The sequence below is a fragment of the uncultured Flavobacterium sp. genome, assembly GCF_963974175.1.
Lineage (GTDB): Bacteria > Bacteroidota > Bacteroidia > Flavobacteriales > Flavobacteriaceae > Flavobacterium.
The window spans coordinates 471,029-490,327 of the sequence record NZ_CAXBBR010000001.1 but is presented as its reverse complement, the minus strand read 5'-3'; the positions used below and the strand labels follow the sequence as shown (position 1 = coordinate 490,327).

13 protein-coding genes are annotated in these 19,299 nt (G+C 35.5%); 6 read left to right on the top strand and 7 right to left on the bottom strand.

Features of this window, described 5'->3' with window-relative positions:
- Positions 1-10 precede the first annotated feature (10 nt).
- Positions 11-1,045 carry a RelA/SpoT domain-containing protein gene (locus AAC069_RS02155; RefSeq protein ID WP_339918877.1) on the bottom strand — a complete coding sequence of 345 codons (1,035 nt, stop codon included), beginning with the start codon at positions 1,043-1,045 and terminating at the stop codon, positions 11-13.
- 376 nt (positions 1,046-1,421) lie between these two features.
- Here AAC069_RS02155 and AAC069_RS02150 point away from each other — a divergent pair, with 376 nt between their 5' ends.
- From AAC069_RS02150 to serB, 4 genes are all read left to right on the top strand, one after another.
- Entirely contained in the window at positions 1,422-2,747 is a 1,326-nt protein-coding gene (locus tag AAC069_RS02150; RefSeq protein ID WP_339918876.1) for a trigger factor, read from the top strand.
- A gap of 310 nt (positions 2,748-3,057) precedes the next feature.
- Positions 3,058-3,732: an ATP-dependent Clp endopeptidase proteolytic subunit ClpP gene (clpP, locus tag AAC069_RS02145; protein ID WP_339918875.1), complete on the top strand. Its 675-nt coding sequence runs from the start codon at positions 3,058-3,060 to the stop codon at positions 3,730-3,732.
- 86 nt (positions 3,733-3,818) lie between these two features.
- Positions 3,819-5,051, top strand: a complete 1,233-nt coding sequence (gene clpX / locus AAC069_RS02140) for an ATP-dependent Clp protease ATP-binding subunit ClpX (protein WP_091083437.1) — start codon at positions 3,819-3,821, stop codon at positions 5,049-5,051.
- A 164-nt stretch (positions 5,052-5,215) separates the two neighbouring features.
- Positions 5,216-6,451: a phosphoserine phosphatase SerB gene (gene serB, locus AAC069_RS02135; RefSeq protein WP_339918874.1), complete on the top strand. Its 1,236-nt coding sequence runs from the start codon at positions 5,216-5,218 to the stop codon at positions 6,449-6,451.
- 176 nt (positions 6,452-6,627) lie between these two features.
- Here the strand turns inward: serB and uraA are convergent, their stop codons facing one another.
- From uraA to AAC069_RS02120, 3 genes are all read right to left on the bottom strand, one after another.
- Positions 6,628-7,917 (bottom strand): uracil permease, encoded by a 1,290-nt coding sequence (gene uraA, locus AAC069_RS02130; protein ID WP_339918873.1) that lies wholly within the window; start codon positions 7,915-7,917, stop codon positions 6,628-6,630.
- A 276-nt stretch (positions 7,918-8,193) separates the two neighbouring features.
- Complete coding sequence (locus AAC069_RS02125; RefSeq protein ID WP_339918872.1) at positions 8,194-8,352, bottom strand: hypothetical protein; 159 nt, start codon at positions 8,350-8,352, stop codon at positions 8,194-8,196.
- 3 nt (positions 8,353-8,355) lie between these two features.
- Positions 8,356-9,882 carry a GH3 auxin-responsive promoter family protein gene (locus tag AAC069_RS02120; protein ID WP_339918871.1) on the bottom strand — a complete coding sequence of 509 codons (1,527 nt, stop codon included), beginning with the start codon at positions 9,880-9,882 and terminating at the stop codon, positions 8,356-8,358.
- A 200-nt stretch (positions 9,883-10,082) separates the two neighbouring features.
- Between AAC069_RS02120 and AAC069_RS02115 the strand changes: the two genes are divergently transcribed.
- Positions 10,083-10,877, top strand: a complete 795-nt coding sequence (locus AAC069_RS02115; protein WP_339918870.1) for a DUF2797 domain-containing protein — start codon at positions 10,083-10,085, stop codon at positions 10,875-10,877.
- Between the two features lie 124 nt (positions 10,878-11,001).
- Here the strand turns inward: AAC069_RS02115 and AAC069_RS02110 are convergent, their stop codons facing one another.
- Together AAC069_RS02110 and sppA are read right to left on the bottom strand one after the other, a co-directional pair.
- Positions 11,002-13,620, bottom strand: coding sequence for an AsmA-like C-terminal region-containing protein (locus AAC069_RS02110; protein ID WP_339918869.1), 2,619 nt, complete (start codon positions 13,618-13,620; stop codon positions 11,002-11,004).
- 231 nt (positions 13,621-13,851) lie between these two features.
- Positions 13,852-15,612: a signal peptide peptidase SppA gene (gene sppA, locus AAC069_RS02105; RefSeq protein WP_339918868.1), complete on the bottom strand. Its 1,761-nt coding sequence runs from the start codon at positions 15,610-15,612 to the stop codon at positions 13,852-13,854.
- A 137-nt stretch (positions 15,613-15,749) separates the two neighbouring features.
- On the opposite strand from sppA, the gene folK reads away from it, so the two are divergent.
- Positions 15,750-16,886, top strand: a complete 1,137-nt coding sequence (gene folK / locus AAC069_RS02100; protein WP_339918867.1) for a 2-amino-4-hydroxy-6-hydroxymethyldihydropteridine diphosphokinase — start codon at positions 15,750-15,752, stop codon at positions 16,884-16,886.
- Here the strand turns inward: folK and AAC069_RS02095 are convergent, their stop codons facing one another.
- Positions 16,887-19,295, bottom strand: coding sequence for a T9SS type B sorting domain-containing protein (locus AAC069_RS02095; RefSeq protein ID WP_339918866.1), 2,409 nt, complete (start codon positions 19,293-19,295; stop codon positions 16,887-16,889). It abuts the gene before it with no gap.
- Positions 19,296-19,299: the final 4 nt, after the last annotated feature.

Genomic DNA, 19,299 nt, shown 5'->3' with positions numbered 1-19,299 from the left:
GCCAACGTTTTTATACGTATTTACGTTCTTTACAGTTAGAATTCATTTTTTCAATTGCTTGTATAAACTCTGAAGTATCCAAAAAATAACTAGGATAAGCTTTTTTTAATGTTTTAATAGAGTTTGCAGAAACCAAAACGACAGCATTTTCATTCTCGTTAATAGTTTTTTCAAGTTTTAAATATTCATTAGTAGCATACTCGAACTGATTTTTATTGAAGATTTGAATATTTACAAACATTTCAATTATGTTTATGTTCAATAAATAGTAGTCACCAGGAAAATTATCAGATTCAATCTTATTAGTTGAAACACGAATAGCCTTCAGTTTAGTTAAAATATTAAGTTCCTCACAATAATTATAGCACTTTATCATTAGCTCTTCCATTGTAAATTCGGAATGATCATCCATTAAGGGAAGTTTTTCTTTAAGTGCAAATAGTGAGCTAACAATTTTGAAAAAATCAAGCCATTCATCAGGACCTTGATTAGACTTTAAAGAAGTCTTTGTAATTATACCCGCTGTTTCAACTGCTGTTGCCCAATTGTGCTGTAATTTTGTCCTTATTTGTAATTCAAGTTTTAAGCCGTCGTATATATCTTTTGTAGAAGAATAGGTATAAATAAAATGTATACTGCGATATCCAGTATTTTTAGGATTTTTAACGTAATCCATAACTTTTTCAAGTTTATGAGCCATCTTTTGAGAACTTAAAGCATCATTTAATTTTCTTAAATCTTTAACGTCTTTTAGTACAGCTCGATATCCTCCAATATCTTGCATTCCTCCTAATCTCATACTTGGATTCAAGTCTAATTTATATTCTATGGAAGTTAACCGTTTTAATCTCTGTGAAACCAAATTTGGCTCGATTCTATTTTTCGTCAACAGCCTTAATAAGCTGTTTTTTAACACTACTAAAGGATGTAAATGATTTGTTCTCCAGTTATTAATTAAATTTAACGCTTCTTCTACATCATTTTCTGATTTAGATGTAACTAATTTTTCTCCAGCTTTTGAAATTTGTTTTCTACTGTACTTCATTAAGTAGTTGATTTTTATGTTCCTGATGTTAAATAGCTAAGCACATCAAATATATACTAATTATCTGATAAATTCTTGAAGGAGTTTCTGTTGATGACTACTTTGTCTCGCGTGAAGGATGGAAGTGGAGCTCTTTATTGTTTTGTCCCGCAGGGCAAAACAATAAAAGCGGGAACGAACAGCCTGACCCGCAGCGGCAAGGAGGAACGACGAAGCAAGCGGAAGGGGCACGCCCAAAACAAGCAAAAGCCGTTGATTTTTAGGCTTAGAATGGGTTGGAATTCAACGGTGAAGGTTCGGGATTAAAAAGCTTGGATGGCTTCAAAAAATTTTATAATTTTGCACTCTGAATTTATAATGTAAAGTAAAGAAGAAGATGGATATCAAAAGAGTAGCAATAGACGCTGTAAACGAGACGATTGTAATAACAGTTGTACACATGGATTACAAAGGTCAAGTACAAAAAAGAATAAACGAAAAAATGCCTTTGGCTACCGTTAAAGGATTTAGAAAAGGGGCTGTGCCTAAAGATCTTGTTGAAAAACAATACGGTAAAGCAATAAAAGTAGAAGAAGTTACTAAAGTGGTTGATTTAGCTTTAGAGCGTTTTTTACAAGCTGAAAGATTAAACCTTCTAGGGACTCCGCTTCCTAAAGTAAACGAAGATTTTTCTTGGGATGCTGAAGAATTGGTTTTTGAGTACGAAATTGGACTAGTTCCTGATTTCGTTTTAGACTTAGAGGCTAAAAACGACATCGTGAAATATGTAGTTTCTGCTGATGCTAAATTAATCGACGGTCAAGTTGAGCGTATCCAAAAACAATTTGGTACTGCAGTTCCTCAAGAAGTGGTTGTAGCAGGTTCTGATTTAACTGGAACTTTCTTAAACGAAGAAAAAGGAATCAATAGTGGAACGACTGTTTCTTTGGATATTTTCAAAGACAAAGCGACTGCTGATAAATTCATCGGGAAAAAAGTAGGTGACGTTGTTACTGTAAATACTAACGGTTTATTTGAAGACGCACATCAATTGATGGACGTGATGAAAGTAAGTCATGATGACGTTCACACACTTGCTGTGGATGTAGATTTTACAATCGAAGCGATCAATACAACTGAATTGGCTGAATTAAACCAAGAGTTGTTTGACAAACTTTTCGGAGAAGGAGCAGTAGCTTCTCTTGACGAATTGAAAGCTAAGATCAAAGAAGATGCTGAAACTCAATTTGCAACTCAAGCAGACCAAAAATTATTAGGAGATGTTACTGAATTTTTAATCGAAAGCACAAAATTCGATTTGCCTTCAGAGTTTCTTAAAAAATGGTTGCAAACTGTAGGAGAGAAAAAATTGTCTCCTGAAGAAGCTGAGGTTGAATATGCGCGTTCTGAAAAAGGATTGCGTTTTCAATTGATCGAAGGTAGAGCAATGGCTCAATCTGACATCAAAATCACTTTTGAAGACTTGAAAACTTTCACTACAAAAAATATCCGTCAACAAATGGCACAATACGGACAAACAAACCCAACGGACGAAGAAGTTCAAGGAATTGTTGCGAGAGTATTGTCTAACCAAGACGAAGTAAAAAGACTTTCTGATCAAGTTGTAGCAGAAAAATTGTTAGAATTGTTTAAAGAAAAAGCAAATCCAACAACTAAAGAAGTTACTTACGACGAATTTATTGCTGCGTCTTACGGAGAATAATTTCTAAAAAATTAAGTATATTTGAGCGTCAAAGGAAAATTCTTTTTGGCGCTCTTTTATTTCAATTAATTTGGGGAGCTAATCCAGTTATGCGTTACAAGTTTTTTCTTCCGCTTTAGTTTTTAAAATTCTAGCAAGAGCTTCCTTTGGTCGCTTTACAAGAATAAAAAAACTAAAAACCGGAATTCAAAAAGCTTTTCACTGCTACCTGGGCTAAAAATAAGACAGTTTGACATCATTTATAAAGAGGTATGACCTTTGCATTAGAGAAGGCTACTAGATATAACGTAAAACTTAGAACAAATAAAATATGAACTACGGTAAAGAATTTAAAAAGTTTGCTACAAAGGATCACGGGGTAAATGCCATGTATTACGATAAAATCGTTGCAGCAATGAACCCAACTAATATGACTCCTTATATTATTGAAGAACGCCAGTTGAACATCTCTCAATTAGATGTTTTCTCGAGATTGATGATGGACAGAATTATTTTCCTAGGAACAGGAATTGATGACCAAATTGCAAATATCGTTCAAGCACAATTGTTATTCTTAGAAAGCGCTGATGCTTCTAAGGACATTCAAATTTATTTGAATTCTCCTGGAGGAAGTGTTTACGCAGGATTAGGGATTTATGACACGATGCAATACATCAAGCCAGACGTTGCTACAATTTGTACAGGAATGGCAGCTTCTATGGGAGCTGTATTGTTATGTGCAGGTGCCGAAGGAAAACGTTCCGCATTACCACACTCAAGAGTAATGATTCACCAACCATCTGGAGGAGCACAAGGTGTTGCTACTGATATGGAAATCAACTTGCGTGAAATGTTGAAACTGAAAGATGAGTTGTATAAAATTATCTCTCACCACTCAGGACAAACATTTGAAAAAGTGCATAACGATAGCGAACGTGACTATTGGATGATTGCTGACGAAGCAAAAGAATACGGAATGCTTGATGAAGTTTTAAGAAGAGGATAATAAAATAGTTACAAGTTTAAAGCGTAAGGTTTAAGGTTGCCAAGGTAACTTTAAACTTTAAACGCTTAAACTTTAAACAATAAAAGATGGCGAAAGAAAAATTAGAATGCTCATTTTGCGGAAGGAAAAAACCAGACACCAATTTATTGATTGCTGGAATTGATGCGCACATATGCGATAAATGTATTGAGCAGGCACATGGAATTGTTTTAGAAGAATTGAAATCTAGCGGAAGTTCAAAATTAGTTGGGGATCTTATTTTAAAGAAACCAAAGGAAATTAGAGCGTTCTTAGATCAATATGTAATCGGGCAAGACCAAACTAAAAAAGTAATGTCGGTTGCGGTTTACAATCACTACAAACGTTTAATGCAACAGCAACTGGACGATGAGGTAGAGATTGAAAAAAGTAACATCATCATGGTGGGACAAACCGGAACTGGTAAAACATTAGTGGCTAAAACAATTGCTAAAATGCTTGACGTTCCTTTAGCTATTGTTGATGCAACTGTATTGACAGAAGCAGGTTATGTAGGAGAAGACGTAGAGAGTATTTTGACACGTTTACTTCAAGCAGCGGATTATGATGTTGCCAAAGCAGAGCGCGGAATCGTATTTATCGATGAAATAGACAAAATCGCCCGTAAGAGCGACAACCCGTCTATTACCCGTGACGTTTCTGGTGAAGGAGTGCAACAAGCATTATTGAAACTATTAGAAGGAACAGTTGTAAACGTACCGCCTAAAGGAGGACGTAAGCATCCAGACCAAAAATTTGTTGAGGTAAATACTCAAAATATCTTGTTTATCGCCGGTGGTGCTTTTGACGGAATCGAAAGAATTATTTCTAAAAGATTAAATCGTCAAGCCGTTGGATATTCTACATCAAAAAATGTAGATAATATTGATAAAGAGAATTTACTACAATACATCATCCCTAAAGACATTAAAGATTTCGGATTGATTCCTGAGATAATTGGTCGTTTGCCGGTATTAACACACATGGATCCTTTAGACAGAGAAACTCTACGTGCGATTTTGACTCAACCTAAAAATGCATTAATCAAACAATATCAAAAATTGTTTTTAATGGATGAGGTTGAATTTTCAATCACTGACGAAGCGTTAGATTTTATTGTTGATAAAGCATTAGAATACAAATTAGGAGCTCGTGGATTGCGTTCGTTATGTGAGGCGGTCTTAACAGATGCCATGTATGAATTACCAAGTTCAGATACTAAAGTATTAGAAATTGATAAGAACTATGCGATAGAAACTTTAAATAAGAATTTATTGAAGCGATTAGAAATTGCTTCATAGAAATTGCATTTTTCTCAAAAACAATAGCCCGTTCATTCAATTGAGCGGGTTTTTTTGTGGGTAATCTGAACTATTTGTTATTGTTTGAAAAAAGGAAGGGGATTCTTTTTTATAAACAAATAGATTACCGATTTTTGTTACTTCTAAATCAATAGAGATATAAAATGGCAACAGAAGACAAAGAGATTATTTTATTAAAAGTTTCTGGACAGGATAAACCAGGTGTTACAGCTGGCTTAACAGCAGTATTAGCTAACTATAATGCGATTGTTTTAGACATTGGCCAAGCTGATATTCATGAAACACTGTCTTTAGGGATTTTATTCGAAATTGAAGCAGGTTCTACTTCTGCTCCCGTTTTAAAAGACTTGTTGTTTAAAGGATATGAATTAGGGATTAAAGTAAAGTTCGTTCCCATTACTATTGAGGATTATGAAAGCTGGGTAAAAACACAATCCAAACAACGATATATCATTAATATTCTGGGAGAAACATTGGCTGCTAAACAAATTGCTGCGGTGACTAAAATAATGTCCGACCAACATTTGAATATTGACTCCATAAAAAGATTAACCAGTAGAGCTTCTATTGTTGTTAAAGAAGAATATCCTCGTTCTTGTGTGCAGTTATCTGTGTCAGGTATTATGGAGAACAAGGCTTTATTGACGGCCAGTTTTATGGAAATCTCCAGAACTATGGATGTGGATATTTCTTTTCAAGAAGACAATATGTTTAGAAGAAACAGACGTTTGGTTTGTTTTGATATGGACTCTACACTAATCCAAACCGAAGTTATTGATGAACTCGCTGATTTGGCGGGTGTAGGAGAGCAAGTAAGAGCCATTACAGAAGCGGCGATGAATGGCGAAATTGATTTTAAAGAAAGCTTTAAACAACGTATGGCTCTCTTAGAAGGTTTAAGCGAAGAAGTACTACAAGGTGTCGCTGAAAATTTGCCAATTACAAAAGGAGCGCATCGTTTAATGAAAGCTCTAAAATATTACGGATATAAAACGGCTATTTTATCAGGAGGGTTTACCTTCTTTGGTAAATACCTGCAAAAAGAATTGGGGATTGATTATGTTCATGCCAATGAATTAGAAATTATAGATGGTAAATTAACGGGGAAGTATCTGGGCGAAATCGTAGATGGTGCAAAGAAAGCCGAATATTTGAGTGCAATTGCAGAAAAAGAAGGCATCCACATCAACCAAACAATTGCCGTTGGAGATGGAGCTAACGATTTACCGATGTTGAATTTAGCAGGTTTAGGAATTGCTTTTCATGCAAAGTTGACCGTAAAAGAAAGCGCAGAAAGTTCTATTTCTAGCTTAGGCTTAGACGGTGTTTTATATTTATTAGGATACCACGACAGACATATTGATATGATGGAGATGTAACTATATAATCAATCATAATCACATACTTTTATAAAAACAGAAAACCACTCAGCTCGAGTGGTTTTATTGTTTTAGTTTAATTAGATTTGGTGATGTACGTTGATTGTATGCAAAAGTAACAAGCTAGCGAAGTACGTGGATTTTCTCTTTCTAGAACATAAAAAACAAGTAATTCGTTAAGCTTCTTCGTTCATTACACCAATCTTATCTAATAGCCAGAAAATTAACGACAGCAATACACCAACAATAGCGGCAAAAGCCATCCCTTTTAGCTGAACAGTTCCAAGAGTTATTCTGGCGCCGCTGACACCGATAATAAATGTAATAGCACCTAACACCATATTTCTACTTTTGCTGAAATCTACTTTTTGTTCCACAAACATTCTGAAACCTTGTACTGCAATTACGCCATACAGCAACATGGTTATTCCGCCCATTACTGGAGTTGGAATGCTAGATATAGCGGCAGAGATTTTCCCGACAACCGAAAAAGCGATTGCCAAAAGTGCTGCTCCACGGATTACCCAAACCGAATACACACCAGTAATAGCCATGACGCCTATATTTTCACCATAAGTAGTATTGGGAGGCGAACCCACCATACCAGATAAAACATTACTGATTCCGTCACCGAGTAAAGAGCGGTGAAGACCTGGGTTTTCCATTAAATCAGTATTGGTGATTTTACCCGTGACGATCAGATGACTTATGTGCTCGGCTAACACTACAATACAGGCAGGAGCAATAATAATGATGGCATTTATATCATAAACTGGAGCTTGAAATTTAGGTAGAGCAAACCAGGCTGCTTCACTGATTTTGGCAGTATCCACTAATCCCATGAAGAGCGCCAGAAAATAGCCTGCAACCACGGCAAAGAGAATTGGAATCACTTGCATAAAGCCTCTGAACAATACAGTTCCTATAATCCCGATACCCAAAGTAAACATCGAAACCAGTATCACAGTACTGTCCGTGACAAAAGGAGCTACAACGCTACCTATGTCCGTTGGCCATGGTGCAAGTCCCGCTTGTTGCGCCGCAACGGGAGCTAATTCCAATCCAATGATCGCAACGACTGCACCCATTACTGCCGGAGGCATTACTACGTCGATCCATTTTATGCCCCATTTTTTTACAACAAAAGAGATTGCGACAAAGAACAAGCCGAAAAATATAAATCCAGATTGTGCTTGTCCAAAACCGCCATAACTGCTAATGATCAATGAAGCAGGAGCAATAAAGGCAAAACTCGATCCCAAGTAAGCTGGAATACCACCTTTGGTTACCCAGGTATAGATTAAAGTTCCAATTCCGTTCATCAATAAGGCAATAGCGGGGTCAACACCCAGTAAGATCGGAACTAATATAGTTGCACCAAACATGGCGGTAAGATGCTGAAAACTGAGAGGTATGCTTTCCAATATGGAAGGTTTTTCGTGAATACCAATAATTTTTTTGGACATTGTTATAGTATTTAAAAGATAAGATTTGAGAGTTCTTCTACTTAGAGAAATCTTTTCAACGGGATATTGAAGTTGCAAACTTAGTCTATTTTTTACTTTTTTACGATTGCTTAGAAACGCATGATGGTAGGTCGATTTAGTTTGTCAATTTGGCGTGTTTGGACGCAATTTGGTGCCAGAATTCCCTCGCTGAAAGTGGGGTAAAATCAAAAGTCCCGTGTCGTTATAAAATGACACGGGACTTTTATATTTTATTGCTGTTTTTAACTTGTATTATTATCCGACATTTTTAATAGGTATACTCTTTTCAGGTTGTACCGATTCTAATTGTTGTGGACTGTTGCAAATTCCGCGTGCTCCACAACCCATGCGGTGCGGTCCACAGGAACTGAGGAGAAGTAGTGCTGTTAAGATGTAAAATAATTTTCTAATCATTCTTTAGCATAATATTTTAACCTGCATATTTTTTAATTGTTCCAAATAATCTCTTTGGTTAGATAATCTTGGAATTTTATGTTGCCCTCCCAATTTATCTTTTTGCTTTAACCAGTCGTAAAACAAATTCTTGCGGGCTACATTAATAACTAACGGATTTAACGTCATGTTATTGCTTCGTTTGGCCTCGTAATCAGAATTTAGATTTTGTAATGTTTCGTCTAATATGTTTCGGAACGTGTCAATGCATTTTGGAGTCTCTTTAAATTCAATCATCCATTCATGCGCTCCTTTTTCTTTGTCAATCATGAAAACTGGAGCAACGGTGTAATCTACAACTTCGTTCTGGGTCATTTTACAGGCTTTGGCAATAGCTAGATCTGTATTTTCGACCATTAACTCTTCTCCAAATACGTTGATGTGGTGCTTTGTTCTTCCGGTCACTCGAATACGGTAAGGACTTAAAGAAGTGAAACGAACCGTGTCACCAATCAGATAACGCCATAATCCGGAATTAGTCGTGATGACAATCGCATAATTTTTAAAAATTTCTACATCAGCTAAACGGATTGCTTTTTGATCCGGTGTTCCAAAAGTATCCATTGGGATAAATTCATAGAAGATTCCGTAATCGAGCATTAACAATAGGTCACTTGAATTGTTGAGATCCTGAATGGCGAAAAATCCTTCGGAAGCATTGTATATTTCGTAATATTTAAAATCCTTTTTAGGGAGTATTTTTTGGTATTGTTCACGGTAAGGTTCAAAATTCACGCCGCCATGGAAATAAACTTCGAGGTTTGGCCAAATTTCAAGCAGGTTTGCTTTTCCCGTTTCCTCGAGCATTTTATTCATTAAAACTAGCATCCAGGAAGGGACTCCGGCAAAACTGGTTACATTTTCTTTTTTGGTTTCATTAATAATAGCGGCAATTTTTGATTCCCATTCACTCATAAGTGAAATCTTATTACTCGGTGTGCTGCTGAATTCAGCCCAAATAGGCATGTTCTCAATTAGAATCGCAGATAAATCACCAAAGAAAGTGTTGTTGTCCTCGTATATTTGAGAGCTACCTCCCAAACGAAGACTTTTACCAGTAAAGAGTTCAGAGTTTTCATTGTTGTTCAAATACATGCACAACAAATCTTTACTTCCTTTATAATGACAATCTTCTAAGGCCTCTGGGCTTACTGGAATAAATTTGCTTTTGGCATTAGTCGTTCCGCTTGATTTTGCAAACCATTTAATAGGGGTTTCCCAAAATAGATTTTGTTCCCCGTTGCGGGTGCGTTCGATCAAGGGTTGGAATTCTTCATACGTACTGATAGGAACCCTTTCGGCAAAAGTAGTGTAAGAGTTTATGGAAGCATAGTCATATTCCTTGCCTAGCCCTGTGTTTTTTGCAGATTGAATTAAGTTCATAAGTAACTCGTCCTGTACCTCATTTGGGTATTTCAGGAAAAGTTCGATCTGATGGATTCGTTGTTTTAGAACCCAAGAGGCAAATGAATTTATTAATTGAATTGGCATTTTTAAAGGTTGGGTTTTAGGATTGGCTTTTTAGAATTAGCATTTGAATATCAAATAACAAATACTAACTTTACAACGTTATCAAAAATAGTAAAAAATTATAGAATTCCTAACGATTGCCTATCATTTCAAGCTATGAAATAGGCAGTTCTAAAAAATCTATCTATTAAAGATAAAAAATATAATCCACAATCAAACCTATGCAATACGAAGGAGTACTTACTAAAATGCAAACTGAATTCGGGAACCCAATTCAATATTATTTAGTTTTTGAAGACAGTTTTTTAAATGTGAATCAATTATTGGATAAAAACCTTGAAATCAATTTCGTGGGATACCAATGTTTGAATTGTAAAAAGAAGAAAAAAATATTCCGTCAGGGATTTTGTTACGATTGTTTTTATTCGAGTGCGGCAGTCGGGGATTGGATTATGAAACCGGAGCTGAGTACTGCTCATCTCGGGATTCAGGATAGAGATTTAGCTTATGAGGAAAAAGTGCAACTGCAGCCGCATATTGTTTATTTAGCCTTGTCGAGTGAGGTAAAAGTAGGAGTGACCCGAAAAACACAGGTGCCTACGCGATGGATTGACCAAGGCGCAAATGAAGCTATCTCTATTGTGGAAGTGCCTAATCGTTATTTAGCAGGAATCACTGAGGTAGCGTTAAAAAATCATTATGCTGATAAAACCAACTGGCGTAAGATGTTAACCAATAACGTAGAACACGTTGATTTAGTAGCCGAAAGATTAAAACTTGAAAATTTAATTCCGTCAGAAGTGCAGGAGTATTTCTTTTTGAATAAAAATGATTTATACGAAATGCATTATCCAGTGTTGGAGTACCCAACAAAAGTAAAAAGTTTAAGCCTAGAAAAGACGCCCAATTTCACGGGGAAATTAACTGGAATAAAAGGGCAGTATCTTTTATTTGAAGATGGAACCGTTTTTAATATCCGTAGTTCTGAGGGATATGTAGTAACGATTTCGGTTTAGCTGAAAAGTAGTAATGGCAATTTAATAGTTAAAAAAACGAGAGTAATATTGTCTTTCCGACGAAGGAGGAATTTCGTTAAAAAATTTTCTCCTTCGTCAAAATGACAAACTGTCTCTATAATTGTTAATTCACTTTTGTGGTGTCTACTGCTTTTTTAGGTTGCTTTAACAAGCCATTCAGCAAATTGGTTGCTTTCGTTTTAATTTGTTCTTGGGCTTGTACTTTAACAGCTTCCTTTGTGGCTGGAATTACCGCTTGTGTCGTGTCGGTTGGCTTTTTGTTTTTAGTGATAAAATCACTTAAAGCAGAATTCCCTTGAGTTAATAATCGCTCTTTCTGTTGCTGTACCAATTGATTGGTCAGATTGGTAACTGCAGTTTTAATATCTGTGGATATTTTCGGATTCGTAAAATTTCCGGTCAATGAAGCATTAACTGGAAAGTTCTCTAATTTAGCTGCTTCTGCCGGAGTCAGTCTTGCGATTAACGCATTGGCTTCTGTCCCTAAATATTTAGCAGGTACATCAAATTTGATATTGTAGTTCATCGTTTGGTCAAAACCATGCGTTCCTCCTATAGTTGCTTTAATATCTTTATAATTGATGTTAAAAGGTTTTACGCTTACCATTCCGTCCTTAAAAGTAATAGCCGCTTTTAGATCGTTTAAATTGATTTTACTTACGTCGATGAACTTTAAATTAGAACCTAATGCAGTCAATAAAGTGGAATTGGTAGAATTTAGAGTTGTCGAAAGTAGTTGTCCCAATAAATCCCCCGTTAATGTTTTTAAATCAGGTCTCATGGCAGTGGCGTCAAGATTTCCGTTCAGTTTGATTGTGGAATTTAATTTACCATTGATAATTCCTGCTATAGGAGCCAATTTTTTTAACATATCCAATTGGGTAAATGACTTTGCAATATCCACTTGCTTCAGCGAAAGATCCATGTTGAAAGTAGGTACTTTTTCTTTTGTGGAAACAGCTCCATTTAAGCCGATAACTCCATCGAAAATAGACGTTTTTATGTTTTCCATTGTTAGCTTCTCGTCCTTTACAATCAATTTTCCAGATACGTCTTTCAATGTTAAATTATCATACAATACCGTATTAGCTTTGGCGGTAAGCGAAGCATTTAAAAAAGCAGGGATTTTCATCGCTTCTGTTTTTGTATCTGTATTACCGGCTTCTGCTGTAGTCATGAAATCGCTAACGTCTAATTGATTTGAATTCAGATTGAAATTTCCTTTCAATTCTTGGTTCTTAAAAATAAAGCCATAAAAATTTTCTAAAATTCCAGTAACACTTAAGTCACTTTTTCCAGTTGTAGCGTCAAATTGTTTTAAATTCACCTGACTAGGATTAAACTGAATCAAGGCTTTGCTAATGTTCATTGTTTTACCGTTTTCATCTGCATATTTAAAATCGGATAAGCTCATGCTACCAGCATTCCTGATATTCTCATATTGGCTTTTCTCCACAGACTGCATGTCGAACTTAGTCGTTACGTCCGCTTTTAAAATTCCGGTTAACGGTTTTTCTAATTTTATAGGATAAGCTTTTGATACATTTGCTAAATTGATTGTTCCCTTTAATACAGCATCAACAACTGCATTTTTAGTAATATTTCTAATGTTTGCTTTCGCATTAAAAACATCTTGATCTATTCTAAAAGACAGTTTGTCAAGATTGATATAGGTGTCGTTTAAAATTCCAGTTTCATTTATAATTTTACTGTCGATTATGATATTTTGAATTGATTTTGGTAAATCAGGATACTGAACAGAAGCATTGTTTGAAGCGATGTCGATATTGAATTTTGGTACCGTTGTATCTGAATACAATCCTTTTGCAAAACCAACCACGGTGAAATCACCTGTAGTCTTTACATTATCTAAATTTGCAGCGTATACTGCGGGGATAATTCCAAGGAAATTTTTAAAGGAGGACGTAGGTGTTTTAAATTTTAAATCATATTCCTGACCAGCATCGACGAGTTGAATAAATCCGTCAAATTCTAAGGGCAATTGATTGATTAGCGCTTTGTTTTCTTTGAAAGTATATTTGCTATTTTCTAAATCTATCCCTAAAACGGCGTCTAATGTCAAAGGAACATTTTGCATATAGTTGACCTTATCCATGTCAAGGGTTATTTTTGCGGTAGATTTTGTAACCAAATCCAATTTTGAGGCTGCAAAGTCACCAGTTCCTTCATGGTTTATACTGTCAATCACCATTTTTATTTTGGAGCTTTCGTCAAAGTACTTGAACTTGAAGTTCTCAAGCTCATACTTTTGAATGTTTAGCGTCAAAGGCTTACTTGCATTACTCGTATCATCATTTTTTATGGCAATGTCATAATTGCCAATTCCGTCCTTGTTGAATAAAATGTTTATCATACCATTTTTTGTAGCTATTCCTTGAATATCCATGGCTTTGTCTTTTCCTTTAAAAAGTTCCTTAATAGACATTTTTAAATCTATTTCTTCTATTGATGCTAATGTGTCGCCTTCAAACGGCGCTTTGTTAATAATATTCAATCTGTATAAAGTAACATTAGCATTGGGGAAATTTTTAAAGAGACTCAAATCAGCATCTTCAAAACTGACTTTTGCATCTACTTTTTTATTTATCGCTTCTGTAATTTTAGCTTTTATTTGATCCTTGAAAAAATAAGGAACCGCAAATAAAGTTACCGCAAGGAGAATAAGTATACTTCCGATTATTTTTAAAATTTTACTTAGCATATGTTTTTAGATGTTTTGTTTTCAGGTTATATAGCAAATATGTTGCCGTACTTTATTTACAAAAATAACATTTTATGAATTAGTGATACTCTAAAGTTTTCATAAATAATGTATTGCTCCTTTTTCATTATATATGAACTGACAAATTACATGACAATACTAATTTGTAGAAGCATAAAAAAATCCGTTTGAAAAGAGATCAAACGGATTTAGTTTTTAAAGCTATCTTACTTATTGAATGTTTATTTCAAATGGCATTGCCATTTGGACTCCTTTTTGAGATTTTATCTTTTTTATTTCTTGTAATATTTTATAGTTTTCTTCTCCTATTTCCTCTTTTATAAAGGTTTCTTTGGATTGTGAAAAAGGGAAGTCGGCAAAAAGATCATTTAAATCTTTTTTATATTCAGGATAGTTCTGTGTTTTGTAGCTTTTTATTTTTGCTAAAGCTGCTGCTTCATGTATCGCATCATCAAGGCCTCCTATTTTGTCTACAAGACCTAGTTTAATAGCTTCTGAACCTGCCCAAACTCTTCCTTGTCCAATGGAGTCTACTTGAGCAAAAGTCATTTTTCGTCCTTCAGCTACATGAGTTACAAATGTTTTGTAAATATGTTCTACACCTTCTAGAGTTACCGCTTTAAATTTTTCGTCCAATGGAACAAATGGGCTATAGCTAGCAGAATTCTCATGTGTTTTTACCTGCTGTGTATGGATGCCAAGTTTTGTTGTCAACTGACTAAAGTTTGGTAATATACCAAAAACACCTATAGAGCCGGTAATAGTATTGTTTTGTGCAAAAATAGTATTAGCATTACAAGCGATATAATATCCTCCCGAAGCGGCATAATTACCCATAGAAACTACTATAGGTTTTACTTTTTTAGTTAGTTCCACTTCTCTCCAAATTAGATCTGATGTAAGTGCGCTTCCTCCAGGACTGTCAATACGAAGTACAATCGCTTTTACATCTTTGTTTTTTCTTGCTTCCTGCAAAGAGCGACGCATTGAACCTTCTCCTATAGTGTTGACATCGCCTTCACCACTTTGAATTTCTCCCTGTGCATAGATAACGGCAATTTGATTTTTTGAATCTGTACTTATTCCAGTGGTAGTCATCTTTTTTGTGTAGTCAAAGATGCTAACTTTGTTGTAATCTTCGTCTTTTTCCACTTTTAACGCTTTTTTGATAGCATCATGATAGACATCTTCATAGGCTATAATATCGACTAGTTTTTGCTCTTTTGCCATTTCTGGAGTTCGAGCAAGAAGGCCATTTGCAATTTCATTAAGTTTATCAACTGATATGTTTCTACTTTTCGAAATATCGGCAGTAACTGAATTCCAAACGGAATTTAACAGTGCCGTAACTTGTTCTCTGTTGGCGTCACTCATTTCATTTTCAAGAAAAGGTTCTACAGCACTTTTGTATTTTCCGTGGCGTATCACTTCCATTTTTACTCCAGTTTTTTCCTGAAAATCCTTAAAAAACATAAGTTCAGCAGATAATCCTTTGAAATCCATATCTCCTACAGGATTTATATAGATAGGGCTAGCAACTGAATTAAGGTAATATTCTTTTTGGGTGTAGGAATTGGCATAAGCCATTACAAATTTCCCTGATTTTTTAAAACTTTCTAATTCATCCCTCAAGGCTTTGCTTTGTGCCATTCCTAAGGAAGATTGGTTGTTCAAGATGGATATACCTTTAATATCATCATCTGTTTTGGCTTCTTCTATCGCTTTGATAACATCAGTTAGTCCTACGCTTTTTTTATCGGCAAAAATAGTGATCCAAGGATCTTCATATTTCCCGGCGTAATCATACTTGATATCTTCGAGATTTAATTCGATTACAGAATTATTTTTGACTTTTATCGTTTCGGAATCACCACCAAAGACTGCTCCGATAATTAGTATTCCAAAAAAGAACAACATAAAAAAAATAAATAGACCGATAATGGTCGCCAATACATTTCCTAAAAACTTCATAATTATATTTTTATTTATTAGTAGCGAAAAATGTAGAATCGTTACAGATTTACATTTGCAAAAACTGAAATTAGCATATACACTTTGTACAAATATATCGCTAATTCTAAAATTCTTTTAGTTAATTTGTGCCTAATATGAAATCACAACATCAAGTTATTTTATCCATAGGCAGTAATCAAGGGAATAGGCTTGAAAACGTGAAGCATTGTATAGAATTGATACATCAAGAAATTGGTACGGTAATTAAAGTCTCCAGAATATATGAAACTCCATCTTGGGGTTTCGATAGTGACGCGTTTTATAATTGTGCGTTAGTTTTACACACTTTTACTTCGGCACATAAGATTCTTACTCAAGCCTTAAAGATTGAAAAGAAATTGGGGCGTATTCGCACTGATGAAAAAGGATACCAATCTCGACTTATCGATATTGACTTGATTGCTTATGATGAAGAAATAATAGATTCTGAAAAGCTCCAAGTCCCACATCCATTGATGCAAGATAGAAAATTTGTTTTGTTGCCGATTCAAGACTTAAATTTGGATTGGAAGCATCCTGTTTTGAAAAAGAGTATTTCAGAATTGGTGGATATTTCTTCAGATCAGAGTGTGTGTCAAGCGATAGAAACAGTAGAAAGTCCATTGCAAAGTATTGCATTGGAACAATTCAATTATGTTGCATTAGAAGGAAATATTGGAGCAGGAAAAACAACTTTAGCGACTAAAATTGCTGAAGATTTTAATGCTAAAACGGTGCTAGAGCGCTTTGCAGACAATCCCTTTCTACCAAAGTTCTATAAAGATCAAAATCGTTATGCCTTTCCGCTTGAGATGTCTTTTTTGGCCGATAGGTATCAGCAGTTGTCAGATGATCTAGCGCAATTTGATTTGTTTAAAGATTTTATAGTTGCAGATTATCATATTTTTAAATCATTGATTTTTGCTAAAATAACGTTAGCAGAAGATGAATACAGGCTCTATCGCAATCTTTTCGATATTGTTTATAGAGAAATGCCTAAACCGGATTTGTATATTTATTTATATCAAAACTCAGAACGCCTTTTGCAAAATATAAAGAAAAGGGGCAGAAGCTACGAACAAAAAATCCCTGCGGATTATTTGGACAAAATTAATAGCGGCTACTTAGATTATATTAAATCACAGACGGAATTGAATGTTTTGATTATTGATGTTTCCGACAAAGATTTCGTAAAAAATCAAGAAGATTATCTTTATATTTTAGAAGAAATCAGAAAGAAAATTGCGAGTTAACTATCTCTTTAATGTAAAATGGCCTTTTATTCCGGGCTTAGTATTGTCTAGTTTTAAGTGGTACCAATAATCATCTGCAGGTAAATTTTCACTATTGAATTTTCCATCCCAACTATAATTAACAGCGTTTAATTCTATTATTAATTTACCATATCGATCAAAAATTTGAGTGCTTGAATTAGGGTAGTCGCCCATCTCTTTTATTTCCCATACATCGTTGAAACCGTCATTATTTGGTGTAAAAAATTTAGGAATAGTAAAGATGGTGAATTGTTGCGTTACTATATTACAACCGTTATTGTCTCTTACAAAAGCGGTGTATTGACCAGTAGGGATATATGAAAATTGATTTAAAGCTTGGAAATCTACGCCGTTTATCGAGTATTCAAAATAGCTTTCGGGGTTTTCGAGCTGTATGACGATTGAATTTTCGTCTACAGTAATTGAGTTGATGATAGGTTGGGGATGCTCCATTACACTAATATTCGTTTTCGAGTCACAAGAAATAACTGTAGGGGAACTAATTGTCACGCTGAAATTACCTATTGTTGAAACTGCAATAGTTTGAGTAGTTTCTCCTCCTGGTGACCATAAATAGAGCATATTTGGTATTGAAGCATCTAATATTGTGGTTTGACCTTGACATAAAATAATTTTTTCAGTTGAAGCATTTATTGGATATACTGAGGCTGTTACAGGGGTTCTTGAGCCAGCACACCCGTTTAAAATCGCTTCGGCGTAATAGGTGGTTGTGGTGTTGATACTTGGGCTCGAAAATGAATTTCCAGTAAATAATGGCGAGCTACCAGTGGCAACATCATACCAGTTTACATTTCCCGCCGAAGGAGTTGCATCTAGAATTACTGATCCAGAACCACAACGAGATCCCGCAGCTGTTGCTATAATCGTGGGAGCATTATTAACTGTAGCGCTAATTGCAGTTCGTGATGGAGTTGTACAACCATTTGAAATGGCGTCAACGTAATAGGTTGTTGTGGTGGAGATGCTAGGGGTCATGAACGTTGTTCCTGTGGCCAAAGCTGTTCCGCCAGTGGAAACGTTATACCAATTGATCGTTCCCGCGGAGGCTACTGCTCCTAAAGTTGCAGTTCCAGAAATGCAGACTGAACCTGGAGTAGTTGCTGTAATTGTAGGCGATGGTTTTATGGTAGCAATAACTTCTATTCTAGGTGTAGTTGGGCAATTTCCATTTGTAGCATCAACATAATAGGAAGTTGTCGTTGGTAAAATTGGAGTTGTAAAACTGTTAGTTGTTGCTAAAGAAGTCCCTCCACTTGCATTTGCGTACCAATTTATTGCACCGTCTGAAGAAGTTGCCTGGAGAGTGACAGTTCCTGATCCACATCGAGAGTTTGCAGTTGTACTTGTTACTTTGGGAATTGTTATTGTAGTACTAGCTGCTATTTTTAAAATAGGATCTCCAGCCATTCCGCCATATTCAACAATGTAACCTTTTGATTGATAATCGCCTGTTGCATCTCCGTTTAGTTGAAGGTCGTTCCAAGAACCTGGTGTCCCACGAACTCCTGGTGCTTTCACATGAGCATAATGTTCGTTATTATTACTGTTGTTTGGTTCTCCTATATTCCAATTTGCGTAGGTTGGGGTTGAACCGTTTATTCCTCCATTCCAAAATACAGTACCAACTTCTGGGCCTGTCATCCATTTCCATACTCCCTCGCTTTGCTGGTCACTACCACCAATCCAACCATTTCCGGCCGCTTGGGCTCCTGTTAACTGCGCTTCATCTGCAGTTGTGATTGTGGCTAAATAACCTTGTAGCCCATAATAGCTTTTTAAAGCAGCAGCATTTTTTGCATTTGTCCAAGATATTCCGGGACTGGAAACATATTCATAATAATGACCGTTTGATGGCAAATAGTTAGCCTGCCCTATGCTGATGGAGAAATTTCGTATTCCAGATGGAGAAATAGACAAATTGTAATATTCAATATCTTTTATAGCAGCGATAAAATCGGTGTAGGTTACTTGTGTGTTTGTTGGACTGAATAATTTTAGTTTTCCTGCAGTTGCATCCCAACTCCAAGTAATGGTAGGGTGCGATCCCGTAAGTATTATATTGTCCTGTCCGTTTATATAACCAGAAGATATTTGGATATAGATTGCATCGGTGCCGCTGTCGTCTGGATCTGTTATTGTGACATCAGTCACGATTTTAATATTGGTTTGCGGGCAGTAGACTTGATTCCCAGTTGCTACAATTTCAGGTGCGATATTCGCAAATGAAGAGGTTGACTTATTCTTATAGTAGTGATTGGAAAAAGGATAGTCTTTTTTTATGAAACTATATGGAGTTGCCGCATAATTCGTATTTGAAATAAAAATCAACGACACTAAAATTATTTTGGAAAAAAAAGAATTACTCATGCGA